The following is a 12949-nucleotide window of genomic DNA, read 5'->3' as shown; positions in this document are numbered from 1 at the left end:
CAGACTCAATTGGCAGGGGAAAGATCGCAGCCTCGTTTCACTCGACAGCTCCTACACAGCTCACATAGCCCCTACACAGCTCATAGCGCCTACGTTGAGGCCCCTGGAAAGCGTCGCAGATCGAGCGTGAGTGGAAACTCTTCATCCACTGCCAGGCTGGGTATCGGCAGTTTCCCAGGCGTGTGTCCGAGACGGAAGAAACGCGCCATCCGCCGGCTCTCGGCCTCGTTGGCATTCACCGGCAGGCTGTCATAGTTGCGCCCGCCCGGATGGGCCACGTGATACTGGCAGCCGCCCACGGAGCGTTGCATCCAGGTGTCGAGCAAATCGAAGACCAGCGGCGCATGCACCGGGATAGTCGGTTGCAGGCAGTTGGCCGGTTGCCAGGCGCGGAAACGCACCCCGGCGACGAACTCGCCGACCCGACCGGTGGGTTGCAACGGCACCGGCACGCCATTGCAGGTCAGCAGGTAGCGTTGTGGCGCCAGGCCGCTGAGCTTGACCTGCAAGCGCTCCAGGGACGAATCCACATAACGCACGGTGCCGCCCACCGCGCCCTCCTCCCCCAGCACATGCCAAGGCTCAAGGGCTTGGCGCAATTGCAGTTCGATGCCGCTGACCGCGTAATCGCCCACCTTGGGGAAGCGGAACTCCAAGTGCGCGGCAAACCACTCGGCCCGCAGCGGGTAACCGGCAGCGTTCAGTTCATGGATGACGTCGGCAAAATCCTGCTCGATAAAGTGCGGCAACAGGAAACGGTCATGCAGCTCGGTGCCCCAGCGCGCCAGTTTCGCCGGCGCATAAGGCTCGCGCCAGAACCGCGCCACCAGCGCCCGCAGCAGTAACTGCTGGGCCAGGCTCATGCGGGCGTGAGGTGGCATCTCGAAGGCACGCAACTCCAACAGGCCGAGACGCCCGGTGGCGCCGTCTGGTGAATAGAGCTTGTCGATGCAGAATTCGGCGCGGTGGGTATTGCCGGTCACGTCGATCAACAGGTTACGCAGCAGGCGATCGACCAACCACGGCGGGCATTGCTCGCCGGGCTGCGGCATTTGCGCGAAAGCGATTTCCAGTTCGTACAACGCGTCGTTGCGCGCCTCGTCCACGCGAGGCGCCTGGGAGGTCGGGCCGATGAACAATCCGGAAAACAGGTAGGACAACGACGGGTGGTTATGCCAGTAACTGATCAGGCTACGCAGCAGGTCGGGACGCCGCAGAAACGGTGAGTCGGCCGGTGTCGCGCCACCCAGTACGAAATGGTTACCGCCGCCGGTGCCAGTGTGCCGGCCGTCGATCATGAATTTCTCGGTGGTCAGCCGGGTCTGACGCGCTTCTTCGTAAAGAAACTCGGTGCGCTCGACCAACTCATCCCAAGTCGCCGAGGGTTGCACGTTGACCTCGATCACACCCGGGTCGGGGGTGATGCGGAAATTGCCCAGGCGCGGGTCGCTCGGCGGTTCGTAGCCTTCCAACAGCACCGGGCAGTGCAACTCCTCAGCCGTCGCCTCGATAGCACTGACCAGTTCCAGGTAATCCTCGACCCGCTCCAGTGGCGGCATGAACAGATACAGCCGACCTTCACGGGCCTCGGCACAGAAGGCGGTGCGGGTCAGCCAGTCGGCGGATTTATCGATCTCCGGGACACGCTCCTGTTCGGCCGCCGGCTCGCCGTGACGCGCCAGTTGCTCGGTACCGGGCAACTCGGGCAAGTCCTGGTTCGGGTCGGTGGGGTGGATGAACGGGTACTCGGCTGCCGTCACCCACGGCTGGGACGCCAGTGGCAAGCGATAGCCCAGGGGCGAATCCCCCGGTACCAGGCGGCAGTGGTTATCGCGCAGGTACCAGCGACCGCTTTGCCATTGATCGCCCTTGGCGGTGCGGGCCAGCGGCAGGACCTGGCCGATGACCTTGTCCAGGCCCTGGCTGAAGACCTTGCGCAGCCGCGCGCGCTCCAGGGCGTCTTCCAGGCGTGGGTCCTGGGCCGTGACATTCGAAGGCAATGCGCCTTCGCGCCAGAGGTAATAGAAGTTGTCTTCGTAGGCCGGAAACACGAACCGCGCCGGAATTTTCAAACGCTCGGCGACGCTCGCCAGGAAGCGTCCAGCCAGTTCGCCATCGGCGCCGTAGTCCTCCTGCTCATCGGCGATCAACGCGCTGTTGTGCCAGATCGGCACCCCGTCGCGCCGCCAATAGCAGTTGAGCGACCAGCGCGGCAATTGCTCGCCGGGGTACCACTTGCCCTGGCCGAAATGCACCAGTCCCTGGGGCGCATAGTGCTTGCGCATGCGCTGGAACAGCTCGGCGGAGAGCCGGCGTTTGTCCGGCCCGAGTGCCGCGGTATTCCACTCGGCACCGTCCGGGTCATCGATGGAGACAAAGGTCGGCTCGCCGCCCATGGTCAGGCGAACGTCGCCCTCCAGCAGGTCGGCATCGATCTGCCGTCCCAGTGCCTGGATCGCCAGCCACTGTGCGTCGGTGTAAGGCTTGGTCACCCGCGGCGCTTCCCAGACCCGCTCGACGGACATTTCGTGGCTGAACTCACACTCGCAAGGCTCCACCAAACCACTGATCGGTGCCGCCGAGGACGGATCGGGACTACAGGCCAACGGGATGTGGCCTTCACCGGCGAACAACCCGGACGTCGCATCCAGGCCGATCCAGCCGGCACCGGGCAAGTAGACCTCGCACCAGGCATGCAAGTCAGTGAAGTCCACGTCGGTGCCGGACGGGCCATCGAGGCTTTTCACATCGGCGGTCAACTGAATCAGGTAACCGGAAACGAAACGCGCGGCCAAACCAAGGTTGCGCAACAGCTGCACCAACAGCCAGGCCGAGTCGCGACAGGAACCGGACGCATGCTCAAGGGTGTGCTCCGGGGTCTGCACGCCCGGCTCCATGCGAATCAGGTAGTTGATGTCTTCGCTCAGGCGCTGGTTGAGCGCCACCAGAAAATCCACCGCCGGCAATGGCGTGCGGTCGATACCGTCCAGATAGGCCTGGAACTTCGGCGTCAACGGCAGGGTTTCCAGGTAAGGCGCCAGCTCCTTGCGCTCGTCGGCCGCGTAGGCGAACGGGATCTTTTCGGCGTAGGGCTCAAGGAAGAAGTCGAACGGATTGAACACCGCCATTTCCGCCAGCAGATCGACTTCGATGCGCAGCTCCCGGGTTTTCTCGGGAAACACCAGCCGCGCCAAGTAGTTGCCCTGAGGGTCCTGCTGCCAGTTGATGAAATGCTGCTCGGGCGAAACCTTCAGCGAATAGGAAAGAATCCGCGTGCGGCTGTGGGCCGCCGGGCGCAGGCGAACGATCTGCGGGCCGAGTTCGACGGCGCGGTCGTAGCGGTAATGCGTGACGTGATGCAATGCGACATGGATCGACACGACGTGCCTCCTGCGAGCCTGGGCGTTATCGAAAGCGGCGCAAGACTTATGCCATGCAGGCAGGCCGGACACTTTCTTCGTCTACTCAAGGCAGTAGAGCACTAAAAACGCGCGCGGCCCGAATTCATCTGCAAAGCAATGCACATAAATGCGGCGCGGGCAGCGCGAATCGACTCAGCGACGCGAGCGTGATGCCTTGGCAGACTGGAGGATGCGTTCGCGTTGGTGGCGGATTTCGATGAGCTTGCTGCGCATCTCACGGTGGCGTTTGCTATTGAGCAGCAGGAGTCCCAGCAGCGGCAACAGCACCGCAAACACGTACACACCTTGATGCGGCCCATAAGCGAACGTCGGCAGCACCGCCGCCAGACAGGCGAGGAAATAACCCGCCACCCACCCGATCGCCCAGGCGCGTCCGCGTGCGATCATGAGATTGCCCAGGACCAGGACACTCACCAGAGCCAAGGTGCCGAGTCCAACATAGTTGCTCCTGACGGAAGGCTCCAAGGCTCGCCAATAAGTGCCTGCGGACAAAACGAGCAGCGCAGACCCGGAAAAGCAGCCCAGAAAGATCGTACCCATGAACACCGGAAAATAATGGGCGAGGAACCGCTTCATTGATCCGCCGCCAATCATTCGGTGAACTCCTCATACAGCCCGACGGCAACAGTCTTCACGGCGCCATCGCCGGTATAACTGCCAATGACCCCCAAAGCACCACCGAGAGAATCCTTTATCTGAGTCAGCGTGGCATGCCTGATTTCAGCGGAAGAATAACGCTTGGGCAAGGCGCCCGCTCGTTGCTGCAGTTTAAGCAACTTCGCGGTAAGACTCGGATCTTTCAGGGTCAACAATTCCTTGGTCAGTTTGCTGCGCTCCTGACGACTCAGGCCCTTGAGCAACTGATACCAGCTCTTCCCGGTGCCCGCTGCTTTGCTGGCCTTCAGCAGCCGAACAGTCGTGAGAGCCGAGCCACCGACGCCCACAAGGGAAACACCGTCAAGAATGGGGCTTACAATGTTGTACCAATCGGCGTCGTTCATTTCATCGTTGCCAGTAGGATTGGTCAGCTCATTCGCCACCCGCATCCCCCCAATAAAGCACTGCGCGGTACTGGCCGTCGCGGCAGCGGCGCCCAAGGCGACGACAAAGGCACTGGCTCCGGCCGTAAAGGGCACAGCGACGCTCCCACTGAATACCACCACCCAACCGATGACCGCGGCGACACAGGACAAACCGGCATTCATCGACTCAGTCCCGAGCTTTGACTCACGCGGACTACTTTTTACCTGGTCAATGAATTGCTGTGGGGCGATGTATTTCTTCGCCTCGCGCAAGATGACTCGCTTGGGCGCGATGCTGCAAATCGGCTTGAATTCGCGCAGCGTCACCACGTTGTACTCGGAATCGATGTACACCACGCCCGCACCGGCGATGTTGGGATCGGCATCGATGGCAGCGAACAGACGCGGCAGGTTGACTTGGCTTTCGATGCGTTTGCGGGCCATGAACTGGGAAAAGCTCAGGTCCATGCCGATGCTTGTTGCGGCGCTGCTCATACGAATCGTCCTTGAAGAATTGGAGAGTTGATTTTTTATTGTGCCGTGCCCTGAAGTATCTACGCCAGCTCAGATTTCTGCCCTGACGACACCGACTCAGCGACGCGGTCGCGACGTCTTTGCGGACTGGAGGATGCGTTCGCGCTGGTGGCGGATTTCGACGAGCTTGCTGCGCATCTCGCGGTGGCGTTTGCTGTTGAGCAGTAGTAATCCTATTAGTGGAAAAAACAGACCTGCCGCATAGGCGATTCGATTAGGACGATAGCCAATAGTCGGTAATACACACAGCAGACAAACTACGAACAATCCGACAAACAGCCAGATCCAGCCGGGCTTGCCACGGATGACCATGAAATTGCTATGGACCAGGACCATTGTGCAAATAGCGATACCTATGGCGGAAAACTTTGTTTGGCTCGCCAACGGAACGCCTGCAAGGAAACTGTCGAGCAGAGCAAAGAGGGCAAACAAAAACGATATCTTCGCCACGAAGATCGCTGCGATGAAGGTTGGAAAGTAGCGCCTCATGAAATCGATGAAATTCGGATGGCTTTTCATCTAGCGTCCTTTCATTTTTTTCCGCTGCCGGGTGGCAGATCTTGTCGCCATACGCTCATTGCGTAACTCCAACAGTTTTTGACGCATCTCTCGATGGCGTTTGCTATTGAGCAATAGCAACCCCAGCAACGGGAACAACAACCCAGTCACGTAGGCAACGGGATATGGTCTATAGCCGTAGGTGGGAAGGACAATGAAGAGGCAAACGAGATAGAACACAACGATGGCCCGAACACCCCACGACCGTCCTCTGATCATGAAGAAATGACTCAACGCCAAGAGCAGAGATAGCACCAGTGCAATCAGAAAAGAATATTTAGCCCGCTCAGGATCGCCTCGAAAATAAGTACTTGAGGCCAATGAAATCGAAGCGGAAACCGCAAAACAGGCTAGAAAAAAGGCGCCTATGAAGGTTGGAAAATAGTCAGCAAGGAACGCGTTCAATGAATGCTTGCGGTCCATCATTCAACTTCCTCATACAGCCCCACAGCAATTGTTTTCAGGTTCCCAGACAAGCTGCTGCCCGTTAAACCGATGGCCGCCCCCAGAGAGTCGCGGATCTGGGTCACGGTTGCGTGGTTGATCTGAGTAGGCGTGAAACGCTTTGCAAGCGTCCCCGAACGTTGTCGAAGCTTTAACAATTTATTCGTCAGGCTTGGGTCCTTCAGCGTTAACAACTCTTGGGTCAATGCCTTTCGTTGTTGTCGGGTCAAACCTTTTGAAAGCTCATACCAACTTTTGCCGGTCGAGACTTTCCTGGCCTGCAGGAGTTTGAGCGTGGTTAAAGTAGACGCCCCAGCCCCCAACAGCGATGCAGCATCCAACACTGGCATTGCGTAGCGATACCAGTCCTCACTGTCCATATCATCATTAGCTGATGGATCGTTGAGTTCGTTGTACGTACGCACACCTCCAACCACGCACTTCGCCGTGCTCGCAGAGGCGGCGGTGGCCCCAATGGCGGTAACGACCAGACTCGCTCCCGCAGTAAACGGAACAGCAATCGTGCCGCTGAAAACTACAATCCAACCCAAAATGGCGCCGGCGCAGGACAACGTCGTATTGACAGCCTCCCCCACCAAACGAGACTCACGTGGATTGTTCTTTACCTGATCAGCAAACTGAGCCGGTGCAATGTACTTCTGCGCCTCGCGCAAGATGATCCGTTTGGGTTTGATGCTGCAGATCGGCTTGAACTCACGCAGGGTCACTACATTGAATTCAGCATCGATCTACACCACACCGGCGCCGACGATGCTTGGATCGGCATCAATGGCCGCGAACAACCGTGGCAGGTTGATTTGGCTTTCTATGCGGCGACGGGCCATCAACTGGGAGATGCTGTTGTCCATGCCGATGCCGGGTAACGGAGTGCTCATATGAATCGTCCTTGAGAATCGGAGGGGGAGAATTTATCCACACGGGACCTTGCTCCCGCTGGGCTATGCCCTGTAGGAGCTGCCGAAGGCTGCGATCTTTTGATCTTTTGATCTTTCGCTTGAGATTTAAGTGTCTGGAGAAAGATCGCAGCCTCGTTGCACTCGACAGCTCCTACACAGCTCCTACATAGCTCCTACATAGCTCCTACATAGCTCCTACACAGCGTCTGCGCCGCCGAGCGGGAGCAAGCTCCCTCGCCACAAAGGCTACGCGGGCGCCACGATAACAAACGGCCAGCACCGCCGCTAGAAAGCAAAACGCCAGCACTTAGGCTGGCGTTTTGCGAGGTGGCAGGGCGATCAGCGCGGCACGACAGGCTTGCGCGCCGGCTTCGGTCCCTTGCCCTTGGCGGCGTCCTTGCGTTCCTTGGCGGCCTGCTGGTTGCGGGCGAATGCCGCGGCCTTGGCCTGCTCGCGCTTGTCCCACGGGTTGCCGCCGTCGCTGGCGCGCGGTGGCAGGCCGGTGTGCTGGGTGAGGATCTTGGTGGTTTCCTTGCCTACCTTGTGGCTGCCGGCTGGCGTCGAGTTCTTGCGACGGGCGCTCTGGTAGCTGTCGGTGGCCGGCTGGTGCAACGGAATCAATTGGTTCTTGCCCGGCCCGATCAGGTCGGCGCGGCCCATGCGGGTCAGCGCTTCGCGCAGCATCGGCCAACCCTTGGGGTCGTGATAACGCAGGAAGGCCTTGTGCAGGCGGCGCTGCTCCTCGCTCTTTACGATGGTCACCGCGTCGCTCTTGTAGGTGACCTTGCGCAGCGGGTTCTTGCCCGAGTGGTACATCGCCGTGGCCGTGGCCATCGGTGACGGATAGAACGCTTGCACCTGGTCGGCCCGGAAGCCGTTGCCCTTGAGCCACAGCGCCAGGTTCATCATGTCTTCGTCGGTGGTGCCCGGGTGGGCGGCGATGAAGTACGGAATCAGGTACTGCTCTTTCCCGGCTTCCTTGGTGTACTTCTCGAACATCCGCTTGAATTTGTCATAGCTGCCGATGCCCGGCTTCATCATCTGGTTGAGCGGGCCTTCCTCGGTGTGCTCCGGAGCGATCTTCAGGTAACCGCCGACGTGGTGGGTCACCAGTTCCTTGACGTATTCCGGCGACTCGACCGCCAGGTCGTAACGCAGGCCGGAGGCAATCAGGATCTTCTTTACCCCAGGCAACGCCCGGGCGCTGCGGTACAGCTGGATCAGCGAAGAATGGTCAGTGTTCAGGTTCGGGCAGATGCCGGGGAACACACACGACGGCTTGCGGCACGCGGATTCGATTTCCGGGCTCTTGCAGGCGATGCGGTACATGTTCGCGGTCGGGCCGCCGAGGTCGGAAATGACCCCGGTGAAACCCGGGACCTTGTCGCGGATCTCTTCGATCTCGCGGATGATCGACTCTTCGGAACGGTTCTGGATGATCCGGCCTTCGTGCTCGGTGATCGAGCAGAAGGTGCAGCCGCCGAAGCAGCCACGCATGATGTTCACCGAGAAACGGATCATCTCGTAGGCAGGGATCTTCTCCTTGCCGTACGCCGGATGGGGGACACGTGCGTAAGGCATGCCAAACACGTAGTCCATTTCTTCGGTGGTCATCGGAATGGGCGGCGGGTTGAACCAGACATCGACTTCGCCGTGCTTCTGCACCAGGGCGCGGGCATTGCCTGGGTTGGTTTCCAGGTGAAGCACGCGGTTGGCGTGGGCGTAGAGCACCGCATCGCCACGAACCTTTTCCACCGATGGCAGACGGATCACGGTTTTGTCGCGGGTCATTTTCGGGCTCGCCAGGATCTGCACGACCTTGGCTTCGCTCGGATCCTCGACCGGCCCCTTCTCCTGCTCGATCGCGCAAGCAGCAGTGTCCTGGGTGTTCACATACGGGTTGATGATCTTGTCGATCTTGCCCGGACGGTCGATGCGCGTGGAGTCGACTTCGTACCAGCCTTGCGGCGTGTCACGACGGATAAAGGCCGTGCCGCGCACGTCGGTGATGTCTTCGATCTTGTGGCCGTAGGACAGGCGCTGGGCGACTTCGACAATCGCCCGCTCGGCGTTGCCGTAGAGCAGGATGTCGGCGCAAGCGTCGATCAGGATCGAGTTGCGCACACGGTCCTGCCAGTAATCGTAGTGAGCGATTCGGCGCAGCGAGGCTTCGATGCCACCGAGCACGATCGGCACATGCTTGTAGGCTTCCTTGCAGCGCTGGCTGTAGACCAGGCTCGCACGGTCCGGCCGCTTGCCCGCCATGCCACCCGGGGTGTAGGCGTCGTCGGAGCGAATCTTCTTGTCGGCGGTGTAGCGGTTGATCATCGAGTCCATGTTGCCGGCCGCGACACCGAAAAACAGGTTGGGCTCGCCAAGCTTCATGAAGTCATCTTTGGACTGCCAGTTCGGCTGGGCAATGATCCCGACGCGAAAGCCCTGGGCTTCCAGCAAACGGCCAATGATCGCCATGCCGAACGACGGGTGATCGACGTAGGCATCACCGGTCACGATGATGATGTCGCACGAATCCCAGCCGAGCTGATCCATCTCCTCCCTGCTCATGGGCAGGAACGGCGCTGGGCCGAAACACTCGGCCCAGTACTTGGGATAGTCAAATAACGGCTTGGCTGCTTGCATGTCGATAACCGGTATAAAAGATGAAAAATCGCGGGCGCGGAATATAGCACAAAAAATAACCAATTCCGACGGCTATGGTCGGAAATTGGTCGCGCACTGCACATCACATGGGGGAGCGAGCTTGCTCGCGAAGGGGTCAGCCCACTCAATGCATGTGTTGACTGTTATACCGCCATCGCGAGCAAGCTCGCTCCCACAGGAGAAGCACAACCTTCTGAAAAAGGGGTTTGCCTCAAGAGATGCCGAACAGGTTACTCGTCGTCATCAAAATTGTAGCTACCCGGCGCCAGGTTCTCGAACCGGGTGTACTTACCGATGAACGCCAGGCGAATGAAGCCGATCGGGCCGTTCCGCTGTTTGCCGATGATGATTTCGGCAATGCCCTTGTGCTCCGTCTCGGGGTGATACACCTCGTCGCGGTACACGAACATGATGACGTCGGCGTCCTGCTCGATCGCTCCGGATTCCCGCAAGTCGGAGTTCACCGGACGCTTGTTGGGGCGCTGTTCCAGGGAACGGTTCAACTGGGAAAGTGCCACCACCGGGCAGTTGAATTCCTTGGCCAGGGCCTTGAGGGAACGGGAGATTTCGGAAATCTCGTTGGTCCGGTTGTCGCCGCTGGAACCGGGGATCTGCATCAACTGCAGGTAGTCGATCATGATCAGCGCGATGTCACCGTGCTCACGCACCAGGCGACGGGTACGGGCACGCATTTCCGACGGGCTGATACCGGCCGTATCGTCGATGAACAGCTTGCGGTCGTTGAGCAGGTTGACCGCCGAGGTAAGGCGCGGCCAGTCATCGTCTTCCAATTGGCCGGAACGGACCTTGGTCTGGTCGATACGCCCCAGGGACGAAAGCATACGCATGATCAGCGATTCGCCTGGCATCTCGAGGGAGTACACCAGCACCGCCTTGTCGCTGCGCAGCACGGCGTTTTCCACCAGGTTCATCGCAAAGGTGGTCTTACCCATGGACGGACGGCCGGCGACGATGATCAGGTCGGACGGTTGCAGGCCGCTGGTCTTCTCGTCGAGGTCGGTGTAACCGGTAGACAGGCCGGTGATGGCGTTGTCCGTGTTGAACAAGGTGTCGATGCGGTCGATGGCCTTGGTCAGCAAGTCGTTGACGCTCACCGGCCCGCCGGTCTTCGGGCGGGCCTCGGCGATCTGGAAGATCTGCCGTTCGGCTTCGTCAAGGATCTCGGCGGCAGTGCGGCCTTCCGGGTTGAAGGCGCTGTCGGCGATCTCGGTGCTGATACCGATCAATTGGCGCAAGGTCGCCCGCTCGCGCACGATCTGGGCATAGGCCTTGATGTTGGCGACAGACGGCGTGTTTTTCGCCAGTTCGCCCAGGTAACCGAGGCCGCCGACCTGGGACGTCTGCCCTTCCTTGTCCAATTGCTCGGCCAGGGTGACGACGTCGATCGGCATGTTCTGATCGGCCAGACGGGCGATCGCACGGAAAATCAGGCGGTGGTCATGCCGGTAGAAATCGCCGTCGGAGACTTGATCGAGCACACGCTCCCAGGCGTTATTGTCCAGCATCAGGCCACCGAGCACGGCCTGTTCGGCCTCGATGGAATGCGGAGGTACCTTCAGGGCAGCGGTTTGCAGATCGTATTGCTCGGGAGCGGTGATTTCGTTCATGGCCACTTCTGGTTATGAAAATCAGGAATTGCAGAAAGACAAAGGGCACGACCTGTAAACAGGATCGTGCCCGATGTTACCGGCAAGCACCCGAGGGTGCCAGCCGACAGGTATTGCTTAGGCTGCTACCACGACAACGCGTACGGTGGCTTCAACTTCGGCGTGCAGGTGCACGGCTACGTCGAATTCACCTACGTTGCGGATGGTGCCGTTCGGCAGACGAACTTCGCTTTTCGCCACTTCAACGCCGGAGGCGGTCAGTGCGTCAGCGATGTCGTGAGTACCGATCGAACCGAACAGCTTGCCTTCGTCGCCAGCGGTGGCAGTGATGGTCACTTCCAGCTCGGCCAGTTGGGCAGCACGGTCTTCAGCCGAAGTTTTACGGTCGGCAGCGGCTTTTTCCAGCTCAGCACGACGCTCTTCGAACGCAGCCAGGTTGGCAGCGGTCGCAGCGGTGGCTTTGCCGTAAGGCAGCAGGTAGTTACGACCGTAGCCGGCCTTAACGTTTACTTTGTCACCCAGGTTGCCCAGGTTGGTGACTTTTTCCAGAAGGATCAGTTGCATGTGAAAATCCTCTAACTTTTAATCTTCACCGTTCGCGTTGTCGGCGTCTTTCGGCGCCATACGACCGCGAAAATCAATCAGGCTGTCGACGATGGCCATGACCACGAGCAACGGACCGAGCAAGTGCATGAAAGGCAACAACGTCACGTACAACCCCACCAGCCAGAACGTGGCCAGTCGCTTCTGCGCCACCAGCCCGTGAATCAGAGCCAGGCCGGCGAAGACCAGCGGTACACTGCACAACGGCAACAGGATCAGTGCATGCAGCCCGAAAAACGGAGCCACACACATGACGGCCAGCAGTGACAGCGCCACGCTCTTGGGGAATCGGATGGCGCGAAATTCGCGACCGAAACCACCGGGGTTATACAACAACGCCTGCCAATAGCGCCCAAGAATCAGGCACAGCACGCTAAAGATCTGCAGCGAAGACGCTATCGAAATGATCATCAGCGGAGCGCTCAGGGCGGTGAGAGACGCCTTCTGGTCTGCCGAGAATGTCTCATAGACCTCACCCATCGCCAGCGGCAGGACGTGTTCGAACGTCTGCGCCAGTGACTCGATGAAGGAGCTGAATACAGCTCCCAGACTCACCGCACACAACAACCCCACGGCCACGCTGCACAGCAGCACGCGGTTCCAGGTATGTCCGGCGCGCAAAACCAACGCCAGGCCACAAGCCCCGAGCAACACCAAAAGTGTTGTCGGGTCCTTCAGGAAGTACCAGCTCACCAACGCTGACAACAACCCGATACCCAGGACGCTCAAGGCGTCCGAACCGCGCCGCAGGAGCACAAGGCACCCAGCGGCGGCACTCAACCAGAACAACAGCGGCAATGCCGCGGATCCGGCCACAACCAACGTGGCCTGCACACGTCCCCGCATGATGAAGTCAGCTAAGGCGCGCATGCATTCAATCCCTTACTACTCGTCGACTGCCCGGTCTCAGCGGCCGTGGCTGTCGGTGTAGGCCAGCAGGGCCAGGAAGCGGGCGCGCTTGATAGCGGTGGCCAGCTGACGCTGATAACGAGCTTTGGTACCGGTGATACGGCTTGGAACGATTTTGCCGGTCTCGGATACGTAGGCTTTCAGAGTGTTGAGATCTTTGTAATCGATCTCTTTCACGTCTTCAGCGGTGAAGCGGCAGAATTTACGACGACGGAAGAAACGTGCCATGTGATTGGCTCCTTAAAAGGTCC

10 protein-coding genes and 1 pseudogene are annotated in these 12949 nt (G+C 59.6%); all 11 read right to left on the bottom strand.

The annotated features are described in order from the left end of the window. Positions 1 to 89 precede the first annotated feature (89 nt). The 11 genes and pseudogenes from AC09SL_RS17985 to rpsR all read right to left on the bottom strand — a co-directional run bounded on the left by AC09SL_RS17985 (position 90) and on the right by rpsR (position 12926). Entirely contained in the window at positions 90 to 3380 is a 3291-nt protein-coding gene (locus AC09SL_RS17985) for a transglutaminase family protein (RefSeq protein WP_058546539.1), read from the bottom strand. A gap of 174 nt (positions 3381 to 3554) precedes the next feature. Next, positions 3555 to 4016, bottom strand: a complete 462-nt coding sequence (locus tag AC09SL_RS17980; RefSeq protein WP_058546538.1) for a hypothetical protein — start codon at positions 4014 to 4016, stop codon at positions 3555 to 3557. Continuing rightward, the gene (locus tag AC09SL_RS17975; protein ID WP_058546537.1) at positions 4013 to 4939 is read right to left on the bottom strand and encodes a hypothetical protein; all 927 of its coding nucleotides are present in this window, start codon (positions 4937 to 4939) and stop codon (positions 4013 to 4015) included. Before AC09SL_RS17975 ends, AC09SL_RS17980 begins: the two co-directional genes overlap by 4 nt. Before the next feature lie 96 nt (positions 4940 to 5035). Beyond that, positions 5036 to 5497, bottom strand: coding sequence for a hypothetical protein (locus AC09SL_RS17970; RefSeq protein ID WP_058546536.1), 462 nt, complete (start codon positions 5495 to 5497; stop codon positions 5036 to 5038). After that, on the bottom strand, positions 5498 to 5962 hold the full coding sequence (locus AC09SL_RS17965; RefSeq protein WP_064107015.1) for a hypothetical protein: 465 nt from the start codon (positions 5960 to 5962) through the stop codon (positions 5498 to 5500). After that, positions 5959 to 6876 (bottom strand): annotated as a pseudogene (locus AC09SL_RS17960) (NAD synthetase). The gene AC09SL_RS17965 and the pseudogene AC09SL_RS17960 overlap by 4 nt, the downstream one beginning before the upstream one ends. Positions 6877 to 7236: 360 nt before the next feature. Further along, on the bottom strand, positions 7237 to 9537 hold the full coding sequence (locus AC09SL_RS17955) for a YgiQ family radical SAM protein (protein ID WP_058546535.1): 2301 nt from the start codon (positions 9535 to 9537) through the stop codon (positions 7237 to 7239). 251 nt (positions 9538 to 9788) lie between these two features. Further along, positions 9789 to 11186 (bottom strand): replicative DNA helicase, encoded by a 1398-nt coding sequence (gene dnaB / locus AC09SL_RS17950; RefSeq protein ID WP_027911801.1) that lies wholly within the window; start codon positions 11184 to 11186, stop codon positions 9789 to 9791. 117 nt (positions 11187 to 11303) lie between these two features. Then, positions 11304 to 11750: a 50S ribosomal protein L9 gene (gene rplI / locus AC09SL_RS17945; protein ID WP_058546534.1), complete on the bottom strand. Its 447-nt coding sequence runs from the start codon at positions 11748 to 11750 to the stop codon at positions 11304 to 11306. Between the two features lie 18 nt (positions 11751 to 11768). Further along, positions 11769 to 12659, bottom strand: a complete 891-nt coding sequence (locus AC09SL_RS17940; protein WP_058546533.1) for a YybS family protein — start codon at positions 12657 to 12659, stop codon at positions 11769 to 11771. A gap of 36 nt (positions 12660 to 12695) precedes the next feature. Continuing rightward, positions 12696 to 12926: a 30S ribosomal protein S18 gene (rpsR, locus tag AC09SL_RS17935; RefSeq protein WP_002551829.1), complete on the bottom strand. Its 231-nt coding sequence runs from the start codon at positions 12924 to 12926 to the stop codon at positions 12696 to 12698. Between the last annotated feature and the right edge of the window lie 23 nt (positions 12927 to 12949).

This window comes from Pseudomonas sp. PF05 (genome assembly GCF_056521845.1).
The sequence above is the reverse complement of the archived record's forward strand: the minus strand, read 5'-3'. Positions and strand labels throughout refer to the sequence as shown.